This window comes from Streptococcus hyovaginalis DSM 12219 (assembly GCF_000420785.1).
In the GTDB taxonomy this organism is placed as follows: domain Bacteria; phylum Bacillota; class Bacilli; order Lactobacillales; family Streptococcaceae; genus Streptococcus; species Streptococcus hyovaginalis.
Genome location: NZ_ATVP01000009.1, coordinates 33,368 through 55,969 on the forward strand (window position 1 = coordinate 33,368; position 22,602 = coordinate 55,969).

24 protein-coding genes are annotated in these 22,602 nt (G+C 39.8%); 16 read left to right on the forward strand and 8 right to left on the reverse strand.

All coding sequences use genetic code 11. The features are described 5' to 3' along the window. The 3 genes from G574_RS0107365 (at nucleotide 1) to G574_RS0107375 (ending at nucleotide 3,569) form a co-directional block, all read left to right on the forward strand. The gene (locus G574_RS0107365; protein ID WP_029691630.1) at nucleotides 1–957 is read left to right on the forward strand and encodes an ABC transporter permease; all 957 of its coding nucleotides are present in this window, start codon (nucleotides 1–3) and stop codon (nucleotides 955–957) included. Nucleotides 958–1,723: 766 nt separating this feature from the next. Continuing rightward, nucleotides 1,724–3,091, forward strand: a complete 1,368-nt coding sequence (gene nox, locus G574_RS0107370) for a H2O-forming NADH oxidase (RefSeq protein WP_029691631.1) — start codon at nucleotides 1,724–1,726, stop codon at nucleotides 3,089–3,091. Between the two features lie 139 nt (nucleotides 3,092–3,230). Next, nucleotides 3,231–3,569, forward strand: coding sequence for an ATP cone domain-containing protein (locus G574_RS0107375; RefSeq protein WP_017769954.1), 339 nt, complete (start codon nucleotides 3,231–3,233; stop codon nucleotides 3,567–3,569). Between the two features lie 62 nt (nucleotides 3,570–3,631). Here G574_RS0107375 and G574_RS0107380 read toward each other — a convergent pair whose 3' ends face one another. The 3 genes from G574_RS0107380 to G574_RS0107390 form a co-directional block, all read right to left on the reverse strand. Beyond that, the gene (locus G574_RS0107380) at nucleotides 3,632–4,360 is read right to left on the reverse strand and encodes a histidine phosphatase family protein (RefSeq protein WP_029691632.1); all 729 of its coding nucleotides are present in this window, start codon (nucleotides 4,358–4,360) and stop codon (nucleotides 3,632–3,634) included. Nucleotides 4,361–4,504: 144 nt separating this feature from the next. Then, nucleotides 4,505–5,449, reverse strand: a complete 945-nt coding sequence (locus tag G574_RS0107385) for an FAD:protein FMN transferase (protein WP_029691633.1) — start codon at nucleotides 5,447–5,449, stop codon at nucleotides 4,505–4,507. 8 nt (nucleotides 5,450–5,457) lie between these two features. Then, a complete protein-coding gene (locus G574_RS0107390) occupies nucleotides 5,458–5,643 on the reverse strand; it encodes a 4-oxalocrotonate tautomerase (RefSeq protein WP_017769951.1) in 186 nt (61 codons plus the stop codon). Nucleotides 5,644–5,844: 201 nt separating this feature from the next. Here G574_RS0107390 and G574_RS0107395 point away from each other — a divergent pair, with 201 nt between their 5' ends. The 11 genes from G574_RS0107395 to G574_RS11840 all read left to right on the forward strand — a co-directional run bounded on the left by G574_RS0107395 (nucleotide 5,845) and on the right by G574_RS11840 (nucleotide 16,372). Further along, on the forward strand, nucleotides 5,845–6,417 hold the full coding sequence (locus G574_RS0107395) for a thymidine kinase (protein ID WP_029691634.1): 573 nt from the start codon (nucleotides 5,845–5,847) through the stop codon (nucleotides 6,415–6,417). Nucleotides 6,418–6,443: 26 nt separating this feature from the next. Further along, nucleotides 6,444–7,523: a peptide chain release factor 1 gene (gene prfA, locus G574_RS0107400; protein ID WP_029691635.1), complete on the forward strand. Its 1,080-nt coding sequence runs from the start codon at nucleotides 6,444–6,446 to the stop codon at nucleotides 7,521–7,523. Then, a complete protein-coding gene (gene prmC / locus G574_RS0107405; RefSeq protein ID WP_029691636.1) occupies nucleotides 7,523–8,353 on the forward strand; it encodes a peptide chain release factor N(5)-glutamine methyltransferase in 831 nt (276 codons plus the stop codon). Before prfA ends, prmC begins: the two co-directional genes overlap by 1 nt. After that, nucleotides 8,346–8,948, forward strand: coding sequence for an L-threonylcarbamoyladenylate synthase (locus G574_RS0107410; protein ID WP_029691637.1), 603 nt, complete (start codon nucleotides 8,346–8,348; stop codon nucleotides 8,946–8,948). Before prmC ends, G574_RS0107410 begins: the two co-directional genes overlap by 8 nt. A 10-nt stretch (nucleotides 8,949–8,958) precedes the next feature. Then, on the forward strand, nucleotides 8,959–9,393 hold the full coding sequence (locus G574_RS0107415) for a GNAT family N-acetyltransferase (RefSeq protein WP_029691638.1): 435 nt from the start codon (nucleotides 8,959–8,961) through the stop codon (nucleotides 9,391–9,393). A gap of 120 nt (nucleotides 9,394–9,513) precedes the next feature. Next, on the forward strand, nucleotides 9,514–10,770 hold the full coding sequence (gene glyA, locus G574_RS0107420; protein WP_029691639.1) for a serine hydroxymethyltransferase: 1,257 nt from the start codon (nucleotides 9,514–9,516) through the stop codon (nucleotides 10,768–10,770). A 5-nt stretch (nucleotides 10,771–10,775) separates the two neighbouring features. Further along, entirely contained in the window at nucleotides 10,776–11,750 is a 975-nt protein-coding gene (locus G574_RS0107425) for a nucleoid-associated protein (RefSeq protein ID WP_029691640.1), read from the forward strand. Beyond that, nucleotides 11,750–12,355, forward strand: a complete 606-nt coding sequence (locus tag G574_RS0107430) for a lysozyme family protein (protein WP_029691641.1) — start codon at nucleotides 11,750–11,752, stop codon at nucleotides 12,353–12,355. The genes G574_RS0107425 and G574_RS0107430 overlap by 1 nt, the downstream gene beginning before the upstream one ends. Before the next feature lie 10 nt (nucleotides 12,356–12,365). After that, complete coding sequence (locus G574_RS0107435; protein WP_029691642.1) at nucleotides 12,366–14,105, forward strand: ABC transporter ATP-binding protein; 1,740 nt, start codon at nucleotides 12,366–12,368, stop codon at nucleotides 14,103–14,105. Further along, on the forward strand, nucleotides 14,105–15,835 hold the full coding sequence (locus tag G574_RS0107440) for an ABC transporter ATP-binding protein (protein WP_029691643.1): 1,731 nt from the start codon (nucleotides 14,105–14,107) through the stop codon (nucleotides 15,833–15,835). Before G574_RS0107435 ends, G574_RS0107440 begins: the two co-directional genes overlap by 1 nt. A 321-nt stretch (nucleotides 15,836–16,156) precedes the next feature. Beyond that, nucleotides 16,157–16,372, forward strand: a complete 216-nt coding sequence (locus G574_RS11840) for an NAD(P)H-dependent oxidoreductase (RefSeq protein ID WP_245540406.1) — start codon at nucleotides 16,157–16,159, stop codon at nucleotides 16,370–16,372. Nucleotides 16,373–16,572: 200 nt separating this feature from the next. On the opposite strand, the gene G574_RS0107450 is transcribed toward G574_RS11840, so the two are convergent. The 4 genes from G574_RS0107450 to G574_RS0107465 all read right to left on the reverse strand — a co-directional run bounded on the left by G574_RS0107450 (nucleotide 16,573) and on the right by G574_RS0107465 (nucleotide 20,181). Continuing rightward, nucleotides 16,573–18,291, reverse strand: coding sequence for a phospho-sugar mutase (locus G574_RS0107450; protein ID WP_029691644.1), 1,719 nt, complete (start codon nucleotides 18,289–18,291; stop codon nucleotides 16,573–16,575). Between the two features lie 106 nt (nucleotides 18,292–18,397). Continuing rightward, nucleotides 18,398–18,967, reverse strand: a complete 570-nt coding sequence (locus tag G574_RS0107455) for an ECF transporter S component (protein WP_029691645.1) — start codon at nucleotides 18,965–18,967, stop codon at nucleotides 18,398–18,400. Then, a complete protein-coding gene (gene coaC, locus G574_RS0107460) occupies nucleotides 18,954–19,505 on the reverse strand; it encodes a phosphopantothenoylcysteine decarboxylase (protein ID WP_017769937.1) in 552 nt (183 codons plus the stop codon). Before coaC ends, G574_RS0107455 begins: the two co-directional genes overlap by 14 nt. Continuing rightward, nucleotides 19,498–20,181, reverse strand: a complete 684-nt coding sequence (locus G574_RS0107465; RefSeq protein WP_029691646.1) for a phosphopantothenate--cysteine ligase — start codon at nucleotides 20,179–20,181, stop codon at nucleotides 19,498–19,500. Before G574_RS0107465 ends, coaC begins: the two co-directional genes overlap by 8 nt. A gap of 153 nt (nucleotides 20,182–20,334) precedes the next feature. Between G574_RS0107465 and G574_RS0107470 the strand changes: the two genes are divergently transcribed. Together G574_RS0107470 and G574_RS0107475 are read left to right on the forward strand one after the other, a co-directional pair. Further along, complete coding sequence (locus G574_RS0107470) at nucleotides 20,335–21,165, forward strand: lipoate--protein ligase family protein (RefSeq protein WP_029691647.1); 831 nt, start codon at nucleotides 20,335–20,337, stop codon at nucleotides 21,163–21,165. 82 nt (nucleotides 21,166–21,247) lie between these two features. After that, on the forward strand, nucleotides 21,248–21,580 hold the full coding sequence (locus G574_RS0107475) for a glycine cleavage system H family protein (protein WP_029691648.1): 333 nt from the start codon (nucleotides 21,248–21,250) through the stop codon (nucleotides 21,578–21,580). 121 nt (nucleotides 21,581–21,701) lie between these two features. Here the strand turns inward: G574_RS0107475 and G574_RS0107480 are convergent, their stop codons facing one another. Further along, a complete protein-coding gene (locus G574_RS0107480; protein ID WP_029691649.1) occupies nucleotides 21,702–22,445 on the reverse strand; it encodes a PHP domain-containing protein in 744 nt (247 codons plus the stop codon). Between the last annotated feature and the right edge of the window lie 157 nt (nucleotides 22,446–22,602).

Genomic DNA, 22,602 nt, shown 5'->3' on the forward strand with positions numbered 1-22,602 from the left:
ATGAGTTTATTGACGATTTTATCTTTGTTGGTCAGCTCCATGTTGATTTATGCCACACCACTTATCTTAACAAGTATTGGGGGCACCTTCTCAGAGCGTTCAGGTGTGGTCAATGTCGGTCTAGAAGGCATCATGGTTATGGGAGCATTTTCAGGAATTGTTTTCAACTTAACATTTTCTGATGTTTTGGGTAATGCGACACCTTGGATTGCAACTCTTGTCGGTGGTCTTGTTGGCATCCTATTTTCACTTATTCATGCGGTAGCTACGGTTAATTTCCGAGCAGACCATATTGTCAGTGGTACAGTTCTAAACTTGATGGCACCTGCTTTATCGGTATTTCTTGTCAAAGCTTTCTACGGAAAAGGACAAACGGATAATATCGCAGAAGCTTTTGGGAAATTTGATTTTCCGATCTTGTCACAAATTCCCATCATTGGCGATATCTTCTTCAAAGGAACAAGTTTAGTCGCTTATGTTGCTATCTTGCTTTCATTCTTAGCCTGGTTCCTCCTCTATAAAACTAAGTTTGGACTTCGTTTACGCTCGGTTGGTGAACATCCTCAAGCGGCGGATACTTTAGGGATTAATGTTTATCTGATGAAATACTACGGGGTCATGATTTCTGGTTTATTAGGTGGAATGGGAGGAGCAGTTTATGCCCAATCCATCTCAGTTAACTTTGCAGGAACAACCATCCTTGGTCCAGGATTTATTGCACTTGCGGCTATGATTTTTGGAAAATGGAATCCAATCGGTGCCATGTTATCTAGCTTATTCTTTGGGGTTTCACAAAGTTTGGCTGTTATTGGCAATCAATTACCATTCTTATCACAAATTCCAACAGTTTACCTGCAAATTGCACCGTATGTCTTAACTATTCTGGTGTTAGCAGCCTTCTTTGGCCAAGCTGTTGGACCTAAAGCTAATGGTAAAAACTATATCAAGTCTAAGTAATAGATCTTCGATAAAGGTAGAAATGACACTAGTCAAAACATCGCCATTAATTTGGTGATGTTTTTTTTTATGAAAGATGATCTAGCTTACTGTTAGTCTACAGAAAGTCATAGCAGAATGCTATTGAAGGTTTGATAGCGATCGCTATCAAACCCCATGAACAACCATTTTTGAAAGGATTGATATCTTAGTGACCTCAAAACGAAAAAAGATGGCGTTTGTTGACTTCAATCTCCTAAATCACTTTTTATACGATTTGATTTTCATTTAACTGTCCAAAGTATACTAAAGACTATGGTGTGGTAGCAACGAATCTTAATTCAGGTGTTTTGTAAGAAGAAAACTATGATATGAAAACCGTTTTTTAAATGGAAAAATGTCATTGAGCTGCTATGATCTGAATAAGTTATTTAATATTGGTTTTGGCTCTAAATGTTTTGCTTATGATGTCGAATCAGTAACGCTATTGGTAGAATAAGCAAATAAGTTATCAGATTTCTATTTTGGATTTTTGTAGACAAGTTGGTCTTTACAATGATCGAAAATCTTATGTTTTAAGTCATTATTGGGAATAGAAAATATTTAGAAGTCTTATTGGTCTTTCTTAACAGTAAAAACTAGAAAAGATGCTGACTTTTTGATACAATAGTAAGCGTTAACATACCAATACATGTTTCTCTTTTGTGATATAATGAGCAAATAAATAGGTGAGATATCATGTTTGTGTTATACTTAACAAGTAAATAAAAATAATGGAGACTTTACTATGAGTAAAATCGTCGTTGTGGGTACAAACCACGCTGGTACTGCATGTATCAAAACAATGTTGTCAAACTACGGTGCTGAAAATGAAATCGTAACATTTGACCAAAACTCAAACATTTCTTTCTTGGGTTGTGGTATGGCACTTTGGATCGGTGAACAAATTGATGGTCCAGAAGGTCTTTTCTACTCTGATAAAGAGCAATTGGAAAGCATGGGCGCAACTGTTCACATGGAATCACCAGTTGTAGACATTGACTTCGAGAAAAAAGAAGTAACTGCAATTGTTGATGGTAAAGAGCATGTAGAATCATACGAAAAATTGATTCTTGCGACTGGTTCACAACCAATCATCCCACCAATCAAAGGTGTGGAAATCAAGGAAGGATCAACTGACTTTGAAGCAACTCTTGAAAACCTTCAATTTGTGAAATTGTACCAAAACGCTGAAGACGTGATTAACAAGCTTGAAAATCCAGATATCAACCGCGTAGCTGTTGTTGGTGGTGGTTACATCGGTGTTGAGCTTGCAGAAAGCTTCAAACGTAAAGGTAAAGAAGTCGTTCTTGTTGATATCGCTCCAACAGTTATGGGTGCATACTATGACCGCGACTTCACTGAAATGATGAACAAAAACCTTGAAGAGCACGGTGTGAAATTGGCTCTTGGTCAAGCAGTTCAAGCTATCGAAGGCGATGGTAAAGTTGAGCGTCTTGTAACTGACAAAGAAACATTTGACGTTGACATGGTTATCATGTGTGTAGGCTTCCGTCCAAACACAGGTCTTGCTAAAGGTCAATTGGAAACATTCCGTAACGGTGCGTGGATTGTTGATAAGAAACAAGAAACAAGCATGAAAGACGTTTATGCTATCGGTGACTGTGCAACAATTTATGACAACGCTCGTCAAGATACAAGCTACATCGCTTTGGCTTCAAACGCTGTTCGTACAGGTATCGTAGCAGCACACAACGCAACTGGTCATGAGTTGGAAGGTGTTGGTGTTCAAGGTTCAAACGGTATCTCAATCTTCGGTCTTAACATGGTTTCAACTGGTTTGACAGAAGAGCGCGCGAAAGATGCTGGTTTCAACGCAGCAGTAGCATCATTCACAGACCTTCAAAAACCTGAATTTATCAAACATGACAACCACGAAGTAGCGATCAAAATTGTCTTCGACAAAGATACACGTGTTGTTCTTGGTTGCCAAATGGTATCACGCGAAGATATGTCAATGGGTATCCACATGTTCTCACTTGCTATCATGAAACAAGTAACAATCGAAGAGTTGGCATTGATGGATCTCTTCTTCTTGCCACACTTTAATAAGCCTTACAATTACATCACAATGGCAGCACTCGGTGCAGAATAATGTTATTATAGTAGAAGAAGACCCTAAACAGGGTCTTCTTTTACTTGTTTTCTAGAATTAATAGGTTTAGCTTGACAAATCATGAAATCCCTTGCATAATTAATGTAAGCAATGAAAATGGCTTGAAGGGAGGCTTCTTATGCAAATAATCAAACGTGACGGACAGGTTGCTGAATTTGATCCTGAAAAAATTTATCAAGCTATCTTGAAAGCAGCACAGACAGTTTATATTATCGATGATAACTGGCGTAATAATTTAGCACAAGTAACAAAAAAAGTTGTGCTTGATCTAGAAGAAGCGCAAGTTGAGCGTCCAACGATTAACATGATTCAATCTTTGGTTGAAAATCGTTTGATGGACGCTGGTTATATTAATATTGCAGAACATTACATTTCTTACCGACTACAGCGTGATTTAGAGCGTAATGGCTATGATGATAAAGTGATTGTTCACCTTCATTTTGAACAAATCATGTAAATTTTAATAGTGAGTTATTCTACCTGCTTTCCTATTATGAAAGTAGGTGTTTTTTTGAGGACTTATAAATTTAAAAAGTCATCATAAGTCAAGACCGCAACGAGATTGGGTTTACCTGTTCCATCTGGTTTAAAGATAATCGACGTACCAGCAGGGGGATAAAAGCCATAAGCTTTATCAAACTTACCTTGGTGTGTAAACAAAAATGTATTTTTACCAGCTGGTGGTGGGGTAACCGTACGGTTGCGTAGGTTTTGTAAGGAAGTTTCTAATTCTTCAGCATCATCAAAATTTAAGGAACCCGTTAGGTCTCGACTGATATCGAGATCATCACCAAAGGCAGCCTGAGCATGTTGCCAGACAAAGTAATACTCTGACGTGATTACTCTATCGAGAGGGATATTCAAGTCTTTGACTTTTTGTCCATAAGCAGCCATTTCAGAAACACTTGACTGTGAGATACGTTGTCCATCATCAATAACGAGATTTCGAAGTTTGTCTGGAACAGGTGAATCTTGACCTCCTGCCCCAGTGTATCTAAAAACGATAACATAGCCTCCGGTGGCTAATTGTTCAGCTAAATCATCAGGTGTTTTGACATTGGTGAAATCGATAGAACTAGATGTTGCGGTGATAAGGGCTTCTTTAGTTTTATCTTGAGGTGTCTTTGTTGAGGGTGTCTGAGATCGCTCTTCTTGCTTGTTAGATGATGGCACAGTTGATGCGGTATTGCTACAAGAAGCTAGGATGAATAATAGACCGGCTAGAAGTATATAAAGTTGCTTTTTCATATGATTCTCCTTTCTCTATTATATTACCACTAATTAAAGATAAATCAAGAGATTTGTCTTGTAGCTTAATTAAGTTTGGGATCAGTATGAGTACTCTGTAATGATTCCCCCTACGAGATACGAAAAAAACCGAGACAGTCAGTCTCAGGATGAGTAAAGTGTATTGTAGTGCTTTTTCAATGATTCTGATATTAGAATATGGTTATCCTTAGTGACGATGATACCTTCGATCATTGGATTTTCATTGAGTATTCTCAGGACTTCAGCAATAGGTAATCCGAAAAGTCTTGTTGTCCATATTTCGCAGTCTACAGATCGTTTAGAAACAACTGTGAGACTGGCCATATCGGTTTCGACAGGATAACCTGTCTTAGGATCAAAAATATGGTGGTAGGTCTTACCTTTGTAGTGGAAATTTCGCTCATAAATACCAGAGGTCACAATAGATTGATCTGTGATTTTGAGAATACCAACATTTTCACCACGTTTTTTAGTAGGGTTTTGAATACCAATATACCATTTTTGGTCAGGTCTTTGACGATTCGGACCATGAACCAATACATTTCCTCCTAGATTGATCATGGCTGATGTCACGGATTGTGAAATGAGATAGTCCATTATCTGATCAGCGATATAGCCTTTAGCAATAGCTCCCAAGTCGATTTGCATTCCCTGCTCTTTTAAAAAGACGGAGTGCTCTAAATCATTGAGGCCAATCCATTCTGGATTGGTTAGTTTTAGTGACCTTTGGATGCTTTCAGAACTAGGCAGATGAGCATCATGAAAACCAATGTGCCAATTCTTAACGAGAGGACCGATAGCGATGTTTAAGTAGCTCGGTTTCTCTAAACTATGCTTTTTCCCAAGGGTAATTAAGTCGTACAGTTGAGGATGGACCTTTACTGGCTGCAATCCAGCTTTATGATTGATCAGCATCAATTCTGAATGTTCATCATTTGCGCTAAAACGCTGATCATACATATGCAGTTGTTGGACGCACTTCTGAATCAAAAAGTTGGGGTCATCACTATCAATCTGCAAATCTATCTTGGTTCCCATGAGTTTTAGGCTGTGAGTCTGGATCGTCATTGACTAGCTTAGCCTTTCTTTTTTGCTTCTCCGGCTGGATAATAGGTACCTTCAGGCATGTCGTTAATAATGACATGGATAGCTTCTTTAGGTGCTTGGGCAACACGTGAGATAACTTCAGTTACTTCACGAGCAAGCTGATCTTTTTGTTCTTGAGAACGGCCTTCAAACAAATCAATTTTAACAAATGGCATAATAAAACTCCTTATGATTTTTCAAGAAAAGCACACAGGAAATGATTCTCCTGACTTTATCTTGTTTAAATGATGGTATTATTTTAGCATATTAGAGCTAAGATGTCAGATTTTGTAGAGGAAAATTAGTCATTTACGCTGGTCGCCAATAGTTCTCTTTTATGGTAAAATGAATGGGATATTGAAAGAAGAGGTTATACTTTGGCACAGCTATATTATCGTTATGGCACCATGAATTCGGGGAAATCCATTGAGATTTTAAAGGTTGCTTACAATTATGAGGAACAAGGTAAGCCCATTATTTTAATGACAAGTTCCCTTGATAATCGTGATGGGTTTGGCTATGTTTCAAGTCGCATTGGCATTAAACGTCAGGCAGAAGTCATTACACCAGAAACAGATATCTTGGGCTTTATTCAAAAGCAAACTATCAAACCTTATTGTGTTTTGATTGATGAGTGTCAGTTTTTAACCAAGGCAAATGTTTATGATTTGGCACGAGTTGTGGATGAATTAGACATTCCTGTAATGGCATTTGGGTTGAAAAATGATTTTCGAAATGAGCTCTTTGAAGGCTCTAAATACTTTTTACTACTAGCCGATAAAATCGATGAAATTAAAACGATCTGCCAATATTGCTCCAAAAAAGCAACTATGGTCTTGCGAATAGAGAATGGGAAACCTGTTTATGATGGCGATCAAATTCAAATAGGTGGTAATGACACGTACACATCTGTTTGTCGTAAGCATTATTTTAATCCCCCGCTGATTTAACGGATTTTATGAAGGAGAAGAATGAGATGAATATTTATGATCAATTACAGGCGGTTGAAGACCGTTATGAAGAATTAGGTGAACTGTTATCAGACCCAGCTGTTGTTGCGGATACCAAACGCTTTATGGAATTGTCTAAAGAAGAGGCTAGTACGCGTGATACAGTTACAGCATATCGTGACTATAAGCAAATTCTTCAAAATATCACGGATGCTGAAGAAATGATTAAGGATGCAAGTGGCGATCCTGACTTAGAGGAAATGGCAAAAGAAGAATTAAAGGACTCTAAATCCGCTAAAGAAGAATACGAAGAGAAGCTCAAAATCTTACTACTCCCTAAAGACCCAAATGACGATAAAAATATTATCTTAGAAATCCGCGGTGCTGCTGGTGGTGATGAAGCTGCCCTCTTTGCAGGTGACTTGTTGCAAATGTACCAAAAATATGCCGAATCTCAGGGCTGGCGTTTTGAAGTTATGGAGGCTTCTTATAACGGTGTCGGCGGTATCAAAGAAGTGGTTGCCATGGTATCTGGTCAATCCGTCTACTCTAAATTGAAATATGAATCAGGTGCCCATCGTGTGCAACGTGTGCCTGTAACCGAAAGTCAAGGACGTGTCCATACGTCTACGGCAACTGTTTTGGTGATGCCAGAAGTAGAAGATGTGGAATACGACATTGATCCTAAAGACCTTCGTGTGGATATCTACCATGCTTCAGGTGCTGGTGGGCAAAACGTCAACAAGGTAGCCACAGCTGTACGTATGGTCCATATTCCTACTGGTATCAAGGTAGAAATGCAGGAAGAACGTACCCAACAAAAGAACCGTGATAAGGCTATGAAAATTATCCGTGCACGTGTCGCTGATCATTTTGCCCAAATTGCGCAGGAAGAACAGGACGCTGAGCGTAAATCAACAGTTGGTACAGGAGATCGTTCAGAGCGTATTAGAACTTATAACTTCCCGCAAAACCGTGTGACTGACCACCGTATTGGGTTGACGCTTCAAAAACTAGATACCATTCTTTCTGGGAAATTAGATGAAGTGGTTGATGCCCTAATCATGTATGACCAAACGCAAAAATTGGAAGAATTGAATAACTGATGACTTATAGACAGCTAATAAATGCCCTAGGTCATGAACTTGAAGCTATTGGTGAAGAAAAAGAAGCACTTATCTTTGCTTTTAAAGAAAAAAAAGGTTGGTCAACGACTGATTTTGCTCTGGAGCAAGCCAAAGAGGTGTCCCCTGAAGATCAAGCTCTGCTGGAAGAGATTTACCATGCTTTGAAGCAGCACACTCCTGTTCAGCATTATTTAGGACATGCTTACTTCAAAGATCTACTATTGACGGTTTCTTCAGATGTTTTAATTCCTCGGCCAGAAACTGAAGAATTGGTGGATCTTATTTTAGCTGAAAATCCTTACGAGGATTTAACTGTTTTAGATATTGGAACTGGGAGTGGTGCTATTGCGTTGGCTCTGAAATCGCAACGCCCTTCCTGGCAGATCACAGCTTCGGACATTTCTGAAAATGCTTTGGAAATCGCTAAAAGAAATGCTGATGATTTAGGGTTAGCTATCGATTTGATGCCATCGGATGTTTTTAGCGACCTTTCAGGAACCTTTGATATTATTGTCTCTAACCCTCCATATATCGCAGAGAATGATAGAGATGAAGTGGCTGAGAATGTTTATGCATTTGAGCCTCACCTAGCTCTGTTTGCCCCTTCAGATGGCTACGCTGTCTATGAGCGCATCATAAATGGTGCTAGAGATTTTTTAAAACCTAATGGTCGCCTATACTTTGAAATAGGCTACAAACAAGGACCAAGGCTTGTTCAACTGTTAAATCATGCTTTCCCAAATCGCCGTGCCAAAGTCATTAAAGATAGCTTCGGAAAAAATAGAATGGTGGTGTTAACTAATGAGTGACCGTGAATTCTTGTCCCATCGATTAGAGAGTGGACTTCCCGTTATCTTACCAACAGAAACTGTTTATGGGATCTTTGCTAAAGCACTGTCTGAGGATGCCGTTGATCTGGTTTATACTTTAAAGGATCGTCCACGCGAGAAGGCAATGAATCTCAATGTTTCGACTTTTGAAGAAATTTTAAACTTTTCCAAGAACCAACCGGACTATCTGAAAAAACTTTACGATGCTTTTTTACCAGGCCCTTTAACCGTTATTTTAGAAGCTAATAATCAAGTGCCAAACTGGATCAACTCTGGTTTGAAAAGTGTAGGGTTTCGTTTGCCCAGCCACCCCATGACTCGTGCCTTGATTGCTACCCACGGTCCTTTAATAGGGCCATCCGCTAATAAATCTGGTCAGGAGAGTGGAAAGTATTATAAGGATATTTTTGCTACTTTTGATGGCCAGGTACCAGGTTATGAAGACGATGCTTTTTTAGAAGGAATTGATTCGACTATTATCGACTTATCAGGGGAAAAAGCGCGTATCTTGCGTCGTGGTGAAATATCAAAGGAAGCTATTTTGGCGGTTGTGCCGGAAATACCATTTGATTGAGGAGTAAACTATGCTAAGATCGCTAACTAAATCAGACATTCCTGTTTTACAGGAAATCAATAAAGATGCTTTGGGCTATGAAGTCATGCTCGAGACCACTAGACAGCAATTTGCAAAACTACATGACGATAGCAAACATGTCATGATTGGCTTTTCAGATGACCAAACAGATAGTCTTCTGGGCTATGTTCATGCAGAAATTTATGAGTGTTTGTATGCTGAGTCGGGTTTCAATATTTTAGCATTAGCTGTCCTGCCAGACCACCAAGGTAAAGGGATCGGGACTAAACTTATGAAAGCCATTGAAGAACAGGCTAGAAAACAAAGATTAGCTTTTATTAGATTAAACTCAGGGAGTGAGCGTTCAGAAGCACATGGCTTTTATCGCCAAATAGGTTATCTCTCTACGAAGGCACAATTACGATTTATCAAGACAATTGAGTAGTGAATAACTTTAAAATGGTGTTTAAAAACGAACTATCAGCTATAAATAAGTAATATTCGTTTATCTTTTAGATGTTGTTGCGTATGATTATAGTTAAAAGATTACAAAGGAGTATCACACATGATTTTTGACCAAAAGGATTTTAAGGCATATGATCCAGAGCTCTGGGAGGCTGTTGAAGCAGAGGCGAATCGTCAACAGAATAATATTGAATTGATTGCTTCTGAAAATGTTGTTTCTAAAGCAGTTATGGCAGCACAAGGGTCTTTATTAACCAATAAATATGCGGAGGGGTATCCAGGCAATCGTTATTATGGGGGGACTGAGGCTGTTGATGTTGTCGAAAATTTGGCCATTGCACGTGCTAAAGAATTGTTTGGTGCACAATTTGCAAACGTCCAAGCACACTCAGGAAGTCAAGCCAATGCAGCTGCTTACATGGCTTTAATTGAATCAGGGGATACTGTTTTGGGAATGGATCTCTCAGCAGGTGGTCATTTAACCCACGGTGCTGCAGTCAATTTTTCCGGTAAAACCTATCATTTTGAGGCTTACGGCCTTGATGCAGAAACAGAGGAACTCAACTACGAAGCGATCTTAGAAAAAGCAGAAGCTGTTAAACCGAAATTAATCGTTGCGGGAGCGTCTGCCTATGCTAAAGCCATTGATTTTAAAAAGTTTCGTGAGATTGCAGATAAGGTTGGTGCCAAACTCATGGTTGACATGGCACACATTGCTGGCTTGGTAGCAACAGGTCTTCACGATAGCCCAATTCCATATGCAGATGTTGTGACGTCGACAACACATAAAACCCTTAGAGGACCGCGTGGTGGTTTGATTTTGACCAATGATGAAGCCTTGGCTAAAAAAATCAATTCGGCAGTCTTTCCTGGGTTACAAGGTGGACCGTTAGAGCACGTTATTGCGGCTAAAGCTGTTGCTTTCAAAGAGGCTCTGGATCCTGCTTTTACGGACTATAGTAAACAAGTCATTGCCAACGCTAAGGCTATGGCAGAGGTTTTCCAAGAGGATCCTAATTTCCGTGTCATTTCTGGAGGAACAGATAACCATCTTTTCTTGGTTGATGTCACAAAAGTTATTGAAAACGGTAAGGTGGCACAGAATCTTCTAGATGAGGTTCATATCACCCTTAATAAAAATGCAATTCCAAATGAAACCTTGTCACCATTTAAAACATCTGGTATTCGTATCGGTAGTTCTGCCATCACCAGCCGTGGCATGAAAGAAGCAGAAGCACGAACGATTGCTAAATTGATTATCCAGGCTCTCAAAAATGCTGATAATGCAGAGGTTTTGGAAGATGTGAAAGCACAGGTCAAAAACCTAACTGATGCTTTTCCCTTGTATACCGATTAATACTTATGCTTGATTTATACCTCAAAAAATTAGTCATCCATCAGTTCAGTCCCAATGATACAGAGCTACTATTATCAGACCAAGTATTGGATTTTACTCCTCGTTTAGATGATTATTTCCGTAAAAAAATCAGTAAGGTTTTCTCAGAAGATGCGAAGAGAGGTCAGCTTCCAGCAGAACATCCATTTGTCTCCTATCTATCAGACGATTTATTGAAGGCTTCCGAGACGATTGCAAATCTTTGGAAAGAAGCATTTGTTATTTCGGAAGATCAAAAAACGAACGATCTTATCTTTATTGAGTTTGATCGAGATGGTCAGCCTTATTTTGCCTTTCTCAGAATAGCTTTAAAGGAACAGTTGGCGCATTTATCTGATCACAAACATCCGATTTCAGTTACGCAAAATAATTTGCCGAGTGCTGCGCAATTACCAGATGAAGCCCTTATCGTTAATCGTACATCTTATCAGTATTATCTTATAGAGAAGCGAATTAAGCATAATGGCTCTTTTGCGAATTATTTTTCCGAAAATTTCTTGCAAGTGGAGCCCGAGCAATCTGTCAAAAAATCAATCAAGCTGATGGAAACCACTGCTCATAAAATTGCAGAGCAATTCAATAAGGACGATTTTCAATTTCAGTCTAAGATGAATGCAGCTATCCATCAACATATGGAGGAAGATCAGGAATTATCACCCGAGAAATTAGCGGATCACTTGTTTGATGATCACTTAACAGCGCGTTTAAATTTTGTAGATCAGTTAAAAGAAGCAGTTCCCAATCCAATACCTGTTTCTGATATCGATTATTCTAGACAGACAAAAAAATTAGAAACGCAAAAATTGTCTCTATCAAACGGGATCGAGCTTCTGGTTCCTAATCACGTTTATCAAGATGCTGACTCGGTTGAATTCATCCAAAACCCAGATGGAACCTATGCCATCTTAATTAAAAATATTCAGGATATTAGCAGTAAGTAATGATGAAATATATCAAATGGTTTATTCTCGTGTTACTATTGGGAACAATGACCATTCAATCTTTGAGAGTCTATCGTGATGTGAAAAACGTCTTATCCTATCGGCCAATAGTTGAGGATATTCTTGCAGAGCATGACTCCGTATCAACTGAAGATTTAGTTTTAGCCATGATTTACACAGAAACGAAAGGGCAAGAAGCTGATCTCATGCAGTCTAGTGAAAGTTCAACAGGTGTGGCCAATACCATTACAGATAGTCGTGAGAGTATCAGGCAAGGTGTAACGGTCTTATCTGAGAATCTTTTAACATCGCAAAGCAAAGAGACGAATATATGGACGGCTGTTCAAGCCTATAATTTTGGTAGTTCGTATATCGATTTTGTTGCCAAAAATGGGAGCAAAAATACTATTAGTTTGTCAAAAAAATACTCCCGAACCGTGGTTGCACCTAGTCTGGGAAATACGTCTGGGGAAACCTATCGTTATTATAATCCGATTGCCCTCCTATATGGTGGTGGAGCACTTTATCGTAACGGCGGTAATATCTACTATGCTAAACAAGTCCAGTTCAATCTTGTGCTTATTAAACTCATAAGTCACTTTTAGGAAGGGAGCTATGTCGGCATTATTACTTTATTTTAAATCCTATTTGAAAGAAACTATATTGGGGCCTCTATTTAAATTATTAGAGGCTTCTTTTGAGTTGTTCATTCCTTTGATTATTGCGAGCATCATTGACCACATCATTCCTCAAAGCAACCAAAGTCAACTTATTGTAATGATTCTCCTGTTATTTGGTCTGGCTTTATTAGGTGTCATTGTCTCTATTACGGCGCAATATTTTTCGTCCAAAGCTGCCATTGGTTATACCGAGCAACTCTCAGATGATTTGTTTCATCATATCATGCATTTAAGTCAGAGCCAGAGGGACCTTCTGGGGACGTCTAGTTTGGTGACTAGGATGGTGAGCGATACTTATCAAATACAGACGGGAATCAATCAGTTTTTGAGACTCTTTTTGAGATCGCCATTTATTGTTTTTGGTTCTGTTATCATGGCTCTTACCATTAGCCCAACTTTAACGACCTATTTTATGATGATGGTTGTGGCTTTATTGGTTGCTATTTTTGTGATGAGTCGTTTGTTAAATCCTCTTTACAGTCAAATTCGTCAGCTGACAGATGCTTTAGTCGCTAAGATTCGTGAGCAACTTGAAGGGGTCCGTGTCATCAGGGCCTTTGATCGCATTGATTCTGAAGAAATGGCGTTTCAACACTTAAATAACCATTACTATCACCAGCAAATTAAAGCAGGAATCTTGTCTAGTCTGGTAGGACCTGTGACGATTGTAATTGTCAACGTCACTTTAATAGCGGTCATTTGGCGAGGGACTGTCTTAATTGAACACTCACTATTAAGCCAAGGAATGCTCGTTGCTCTGATTAATTACCTTTTACAAATTTTGGCTGAATTGCTGAAGATGACCATGTTGGTAACCTCTTTAAATCAAAGTTTCATCAGTGCCAAGCGGGTACAAGCGATTTTTGATCTAGAAATTGAAGGCGAAAAGATAAATCTTTCAGATGAGACCAGTAGTAGGGATTTGTCTGGGATGGCAATAGTAGCGGAAAAATTATCCTTTAGGTACCCTAATGCGAGTAAGGCTGCACTTGAGGACATTAGTTTTACCTTGGCGTCGGGTCAAAGCTTGGGGATTATTGGTGGAACTGGTTCAGGAAAATCGACTCTAGTTGCATTATTAACACGGCTTTATCAGGCGCAATCTGGTCAGTTGTTGCTTTCTCACAAAGGAACTACAGCACAGTCTGTCAAGGAATGGCGTGGTTGGACAGCAGTTGTTCCCCAAAAAGCTCAGCTTTTTAATGGTAGCATTCGTAGCAATTTGCAGCTAGGTCAAGGGAATGACCTTTCAGATCAAGATATGATCCAAGCGCTATCTATGGCACAAGCTTGGGACTTTGTTCATGAAAAAGAGGGGCAGTTAGAGGCTGAAGTTGCGGCTTTCGGTCGTAATTTTTCGGGTGGTCAACGCCAACGCCTTACCATTGCAAGAGCTATCTTGCGTCGTGCCCCTTTTCTGATCTTAGATGATGCTACTTCGGCACTTGATTATCTGACAGAACGTCGCCTGTTAGAGGCAATTAATCAAGAAAGACAGGAGAGCGGTGGTCATCTGATTATTGTTTCTCAAAGAACACGTAGTTTAAAAGAAGTGGATAAGATTCTTGTTTTGGATCAAGGGAAACTTCTAGCACAAGGAAGTCATGAGGAACTTCTGGAAACTTGTCACGTCTATCGTGATATTCATTTTTCTCAAGAAAGTCAGGAGGCCTAATGAAAGCTAGAATTGAAAAGGCTGTTCAAAGACGCTTGATAAGGGATTTACTAACCTATCGTATGGGGTTAGTAATCATTGTCTTAACTACCCTAGTACAAGTAGCCTTGACTGTTTATTTCCCTGTTTTGATTGGACAAGCGGTTGATAGCTTACTTAGTCCTAATCGTTTGGCCTTATTAGTCCCTATTTTGCTTAAAATGCTAGTGACCATGTTAGCCAATGCCGTCATGCAATGGTTATCTCCCCTTTTATCCAATCGTTTGGTTTATACTTACACAAGTGATCTCAGAAATAAGATCAATCATCATCTAAATCATTTACCTATAGCCAGTATTGATCGCTTTGGAGTTGGTGATTTGGTCAGTCGGATAACAACTGATTTGGAACAACTAAGCAATGGTTTACTGATGGTCTTTAACCAGTTCTTCCTAGGAATTGTCATGATTATAGTTACGCTAGTGACCATGTCCAGTTTAGATATCATTATGGTGACTTTAGTTCTGGTTCTGACTCCCCTTTCATTAGTACTTTCAAGATTTATCGCCCAAAAAAGCTATCTGTATTTCCAAGAACAGACACAATCACGTGGACAACAAACCCAATTTATTGAAGAAGCCATTAATCAAGAGACAGTTGTACATCTTTTTAATGCACAGGATCAGATGCAGGAGCGTTTCCGAGACTTGAATCATCGATATGCTCAACATTCTCAAAAAGCCGTCTTTTATTCATCCACAGTTAATCCAGCAACACGATTTGTCAATAGTTTAATCTATGCTCTTTTAGCTGGAATTGGTGCTTTTCGTATTATCCAAGGAGGATTTACTGTTGGGCAATTGGTCACTTTTTTGAATTACGTTAATCAGTACACCAAGCCTTTTAATGACATTTCCTCGGTTATGTCAGAACTTCAAAGTGCATTAGCCTGTGCTGAACGTCTCTATCACCTCTTAGATCTTCCTTTAGAAGAGGCATCCCCATCTTTGGTCTCACTGGACGATCTTTCGGGCCATGTCACTTTTGAGGAGGTGTCTTTTGGCTATATCCCTGATAAACCATTGATTCAAAATCTTAATCTAAATATTCCGGCCGGCAGTCAGGTGGCTATCGTAGGGCCAACGGGAGCTGGGAAATCAACTCTGATCAATTTGCTGATGCGATTCTATGATAGCGATTCTGGAAGGATTTATATCGATCAGACCCCTATCGATGACGTAGATCGTCAGGTGCTTCGTCAACAGATGGGAATGGTCTTGCAAGAAACTTGGTTGAAATCTGCTAGCGTTCATGACAATATTGCCTATGGTAAGCCAGATGCTAGCCGGGAAGAGGTCGTTTTAGCTGCAAAAGCAGCTAATGCCCATTTCTTTATCGAACAATTGCCAGAAGGTTATGATACTTTCTTAGAAGATGGTGGAGCGTCGTTATCTCAAGGACAGCGCCAATTGCTGACCATTGCACGTGTGATTCTCAAATCTCCTAAGATATTGATCTTGGATGAAGCGACTTCGTCTATTGATACGCGAACAGAAAGCTTGATTCAAGATGCTTTTAACACATTAATGACTGGCCGTACGAGCTTTATCATTGCCCATCGTTTATCAACCATTCGAAATGCGGATATGATATTAGTCATGGTAGATGGCGATATTGTCGAGCATGGTAATCATGAGCAATTGATGAGTCAAAAGGGATTTTACTACAAGATGCAAAGACAAGAAGATTAGCTATGATAACATCAGAGAGTAGCATTCTTGGTTGATATTCTAGAATATTGTTGTGCATGTCGTCAGGTATTCTTGAGAATGATGCGACCTAGTGATAAATTTCTCCTGTAAATACCTTTTGGAAAGAATCAAAATTTAGATCCTTGTCTCGCGATTTAAGGAGGAACTGTGATGGTAAAAAAATTGGTTTCAATTTAGATAGCATTCGTCAAGGATCAAATTTCCAGAAGATGTTGAGATTATCCGCATTCCAATTGATGATTTATCACTTTATGATCTTGAATATGAAAACGGTATTCTTCCTGATAGTCATCAATGCTGTTGGCACCAATTGACAGAACAGATGACTTTGTTTTCATCACACCAGAATATAATCATGGCTTGCCAGCTTCTATCAAAAAGGCCATTGATGTCGTCTCTCGTACTGTGTCTGAAAGCTATATGAAAGGCAAACCTTACTTGATTGTCACCACTCAACTGGTTATGTGTCAAGCTTTGGTGCTAAGCATCATCTTTGTCAAAGTTTGGTCTTTTTAGATGTTCCTGTCCTTGCGCAACTAGAAGTCTGCAGCGCACAGGTTCACAAACTTTTTGATGACGACAATCACATTTGACAAATGAAGGTACCAAAAACTTCCTTAACACAGTGGTTGATACTTACCTTGATTTTGCCAGTCATTTTGTTAAACATTAATCTAAAAAAAAAAGAGCCAAGCGGCTCTTTTCTTTCGCACCATTTATCCAACAAATGCGTTGATTTCTTTTTCAATATTGGCGATTTTTTCTTCAGATTCAGCCAGGGTTTCACCGACCGTTGCGATGTAGAATTTGATTTTAGGCTCGGTACCTGATGGGCGAACGGCAAACCAGCTATCGTCTGTCAGGGTGTACTTGAGCACATCTGACGGAGGTGTTGTCAGTTCAGTTGTCGTTCCGTCAAGAGCGACAGCTTTTTGCAGAGCAAAGTCTTCGAAGAGGGCAATGTCTGTGCTGTTAAACTGCTCAGGGGCATTGTCACGGAACTTAGCCATGATAGCCTTGATTTGCTCAGCACCGTCTTTACCAGAAAGAGTAACAGATATTGTTTTCTCAGCGAAGTAGCCGTATTCCTTGAAGATTTCGTCGATACCATCTGCCAAGGTCATGCCACGAGAGCGGTAGTAGGCAGCAATTTCTGCGACCATGAGAACAGCTTGAATGGCATCCTTATCACGCACGAAAGGCTTAATCAAATAACCAAAACTTTCTTCAAAACCAAACATATACGTATGATTATGTTTTTCTTCAAATTCTTGGATTTTTTCAGCGATGAATTTGAAACCTGTCAAGACGTTGAACATGGTTGCGCCGTAGCTTTCGGCAATCTTGGTTACCAATTCAGTTGACACAATAGATTTTGCGAGGGCAGCATTTTCTGGTAGAGTACCAGCTTGTTTGTGGGCTTCGAGAATGTATTTGGCAATGATAGCACCGATTTGGTTACCAGACAGGTTCCAGTATGAACCGTCTGCTTGACGAACTTCAACACCAACGCGGTCAGCATCTGGATCTGTTGCCAGCAATACATCTGCACCAACTTCGCGGCCAAGTTCTTCGGCAAGTGCAAAAGCAGCTTGACTTTCTGGGTTTGGCGAGGCAACAGTAGAGAAGTCTGGATCAGCTGTTGCTTGAGCTTCAACAACTGCTACAGATTCAAAACCAGCTTCAGCCAAGGCACGACGTGCCAACATCTCACCAGTACCGTGAAGTGGTGTGTAGACAATCTTCATGTCCTTACCATGCTCAGCAATCAAGTCTTTGTTGATATTGATAGACTTGAGCTCATCCAGGTAGAGGCGGTCTGTCTCTTCACCGAGAACCGTAATCAGACCATTAGCCTTGCTTTCTTCCAAGTCAGCCAATTCCACTACAAAAGGATTGTCAATGGCACGGATGTAGTCTGTCAAAGCAGACGCATCTGCTGGTGGAATTTGTCCTCCATCTTCGCCGTAAACCTTGTAACCATTGAATTCTTTAGGGTTGTGGCTGGCAGTCACCATGATACCTGCAACGGCATTGTAGTGGCGGACTGCAAAGGATAACTCAGGCGTTGGACGTAGGCTTTCAAAGACGTAAGATTTGATGCCATGGGCTGCCAAGACCTGTGCGGATTCAAAGGCAAACTCTGGAGAGAAGTGGCGAGTGTCGTAAGCAATTGCTACCCCACGTTTTTTAGCTTCTTCACCTTTAGACTCGACCAATTTTGCCAAGCCTTCGGTTGCTTGACGCACCACGTAGATATTGATACGATTGGTACCTGCGCCGATATAGCCACGCATACCCGCTGTACCAAACTCAAGGTTGGTATAAAAGGCATCTTCCTTAGTCGCTTCATCCATACTTTCTAACTCTTGACGAAGGTAGTCAGGCAGGTCAGCAACATTTAGCCAGGTTTGATAGGTTTCTTGATAAGTCATAGCAATCTCCTTTAAAACAAACATTCGTAATGAATGGAAATATATTAAACGCTTACAATTATACCACTTTTACAGAAAAAAAACCATGGTATTTTCATGGCTTCCATTATTTTTTTGAACGCTTTAAGCGAGGAATCATCGTTGTCACCAAAATCGCTGAAATAACCATTTCTGCCAAAGCATTTGTTGACATAACAGCGCCTAACAAGGCTTGAATACTGCCACCATATACGTCTGAGAAGAAGATGAAGATTCCTAATAAGACAAATACGGTATTGGTTAACGAGCCAACGATACCTGAAATGGCTAAACCAAGTTTTCCTGAAAACCACTTAGCTGTATAGTAAGGCAAAATACCAATCAGTAATCGAGGTATTAAGGCAATGACAAGAGAAAAAATATTACCTTGCTCCACAAACGGTGAGAATAGATAGTTTGTCGGCAAAATAATGATACTATTGGTCACAAGACTCATGAGCCCCATTAGGATACCTAAACTAGCCCCAATTTTAGGCCCGTATAAAATAGCAGCGATAATGACCGGAATCTGAACCAAAGTTGGCTTGATAGGAATGGGCCAAACGCTGAATACCATGTTACTTAATAATTGGATAATCAGCATAATGGCAAAGAAAATGGCAACAATGGCTGTTTGCCGAGCTTTATTTACTTTCACGAAGAGTCTCCTCAATGATTTTTACTAAAATATCAACGTCAGCTAAGGCTCCTCGTCCAATATCACCACAAGCTAAGACAGCTGATTTAGGCTCAATTTCACGATAACCAAATGTCTTTAAACGCTCGATATTAGCTTGTGTAGCAGGGTGATCGTACATTTTTGTATTCATAGCTGGAGCGAAGAGTTTAGGAACATGATTAGGAAGGGCAAGGGCGGTCGCCGTCACCATGTTGTCTGCAAATCCATTAGCCAGATGGGCGATGGTATTAGCAGAAGCAGGGGCTAAGATGAATAGATCAGCCGCTTTCCCGAGGTCAATGTGGTTAATACGATCAGCAACCTTTTCTTCCATAACATCAAGATGAACGGGATGTTTAGACAATACCTGTAAGGTTAAAGGTGTTATGAACTGTGTAGCTGCTTCAGTCATTAAGACATGAACTTGGTAGCCAAATTTACTGAGTTGACTTGTGAGATCAGCCGCTTTGTAAGCTGAAATAGATCCTGAAACTGCCAAAAGAATAGTCTTAGTCATTTGTGATTACCTCATTATAAAGTAATTGAGCGATATCCTCTTTAGTCGCTGCTTCCGTGACACTGTTAGCTTTAACAAAAAAAGCTGGGTGAGTCTCACCAGAAATCTGAGATAAATCATTAGCTACGATAAGATCAGCCTGATTTTTAACCAGACTCTCACGCGCAACAGCTAATAATTCCTCTTGAGAAACAGCCACTAGTAATTTAAAGCCAATCAGCTTGATGCCAGGATACCATTGTTTTACCAGGGAAATAATTTTTGGAGTCTTTTTCAAGAACAAGACCTGATACTCCGATCGTGATGATATTTTGGTCTCTTGATTTTTGGTGTGTAACAAGGTATCAATATCAGTCTGTTTGACCTCTTCTAAGTCTGCCATGTAGACTGGTGTATAGTCAGAAACGGCCATAGCATGGATCATGACATCGTGTTTAGGAACTAAGATTTTCAAAATTTGTTCTAAACTGGCCACGTTATCAATGACTTCAATAGTCAATAGATTACTAGCCTTGGGTTTAAGAGCCTGTTTGGTTGTCACTAGAGTAACGTGATGCCCTTTTGCCACAAACGTTTCTGCAATGCGTTTCCCTAGTTTTCCTGTAGAATGATTGGTGATACCCCGAACAGAGTCAATCGCCTCTGTTGTACCACCAGATGTGATCAATATTTTCATATCCATATTTTACTAAAAAAGCGACAATCGGTAAACTTTTGAGTGATATCATAAAATAGAGAACTTCTTGCTATTTTCAAAAAAAGTTGAGTTATAAAGAAGAATAAGGTATGCTAAATAAGGCATTAAACCAAATTGAAGAGGTGAGTATCTTTGTCTGAAGCATTGACCCTGTTAGGTGCTTTGAAACTGAATGTTTTTGGGCTCTATGAGAATCGTCAAGAACAACGTGTTCAGCCTTTCGCCTGGGCGGACACTTTTTTGCGTTATGTAACAAAACATGAGGACCAAATGATTGTCCATTTTTGGCCAATGGAAGATATTGTCATTTTAGGTATGCTGGATAGACAAGTGCCTTATTTTGAAGAAGGTTTAAAGAGAATTAAGGCCTTTGGCTATCAGCCTATCATACGGAATATTGGCGGTTTAGGTGTTATTTCAGACGATGGCGTTCTGAACTTTTCTTTGATTCTACCGAATGCTAATCAATTATCAATTAATGATGCCTATTTAGTTATGGTAGCTCTCATTAGAGATATGTTTTCAGACTTTGAGCAAACGATTGACCATTTTGAAGTTCCTCGTTCTTACTGTCCAGGTGACTTTGACTTGAGTATCTCAGGTAAGAAATTTGCGGGCTTAGCTCAGAGACGGATCCAGAACAGCGTCGTCATTTCTGCCTACCTTAGTGTTTACGGAGACCAAAATTTCCGAGGAGAGTTGGTGAGAAACTTCTATGACGTGGGAATAAAAGATCAGCCTACCAAAGCTAACTATCCCGATATTGATCCATCCTGCATGGCGAATCTGTCAGATTTACTGGGGGTTTCACTGTCTATTGAAGAGATTCAAAACCGTGTCTTAAAAAGTCTGGAAAAACAAGGTTTGAAAAAACGCCAGCTGCATTTGGATGATGATCTAATCAGCACTTATCGCAAATTTTTAAAACAACACTTGAATCGTAACGTGAGTACTCTAAGCTGAAAATTTTTCATAAACTTGCTATACTATAGTAGCGTATGACATCCTAAAGGATTATCATCAGATTTTAAACGGAGGTTAAATGATGGCAAAAGTTGCTAATTCCCTGTTAATTACGAAAAATGACACGATCTACACCCTTAGCATGACCCCTGAATTACAGGATTTACTCGGTGATATTGCTTATATTGATTTTACAGAAGAAGATGGTGTGGCTGTAGATGACAGCTTGCTTAATCTAGAAAGTTCTAAGGCTGTTATGGAGTTAACTAGTCCACTAGCTGGCAAAGTGGTCGAACGCAATCTTGAAGCGAGTTCTGACCCAAGCCTGCTCAACCAAAAGGGAGCCGATAAAAACTGGATTATTAAATTGACCAATGTGGATGAGAAAGCTTACCAGTCACTTGCTGACGCCTAATCATCAATGCTTTCACTTATTCGATTATCAGCTGAGACGTATTGAAGAACACATTTCTGATGAGAACCCTTTTGGGTCTCTCGGTAATAAGGTCAAAAAACTAGCTTTCGAGGCTAGTTTTTTAGTTTAAGTTGATGATTTCTGTTTTGGGAATACCGTATTCTGCTAAGAGTTGGAGCATCTTCTCGAAGCCCAGTTGAAAATGTTCTAAGACATGACCGTCGGAGCCGAGTGAATAGCGGTGACAACCTAGTTCTTTGACCAATTGAAGGGCGTAACGGTAAAGCTCCTCGTGGTGGTAGAGGTAGATGCTCTTGGCGTTGAGTTCAAAGGCTAAATCATGGGATATCATTTTCTTGAAAATGCGGATGAGTTGGGCTTCAAATGTTTGTAGTTCTGGAACAGTCACATCAAAGAGACGGAAACCGTAGTCAAAATGCGCCAAGACGTCAGCTGGAACGCGTCCGATGGCATATTCCAAGCGATCCAAATAATCGGTCATGACCGCTATCTTGTCCATATCCGCGACTTCCTCGTCCAGATAATCATTCACTCCGTTGTGATGGACGGACAATAATTTGAGGTCAAAATCTTTGTCTTCTAAGTAGGCTAGAATATCGTTTTCCCGCGGTTGGAAATAGCCAATTTCAATGCCTTTCTTGACGCGGTTACCGTAGCCTTCATTGAGCGCAGCAATTTCTTGGGAATAGGCCTCGTAATCAGGAATGTCATCCTGCTTGCTGTAGGGATTGGACAAATCAAAATGCTCCGTGGTCACGATTTCGCCGCTGTAATGTTCAAGATAATCTTGAAATCGCGCTTTAGAATCGTAGGAGTAGTGAGTATGCAAGTGGTTGTCTCTCATGGAAAATCTCCTTTCTTTCTATTGTAACAAAAGCAAGCCAGAAGGAACAAGTTTCGGAAATTAAGCGAAATAAACTAAAAAAATCTGATAATTCTTGTAATTTATCAAAAATTTGGTAAAATAGTACAAAATATAAAGCGATGAGAGAAACAATCCC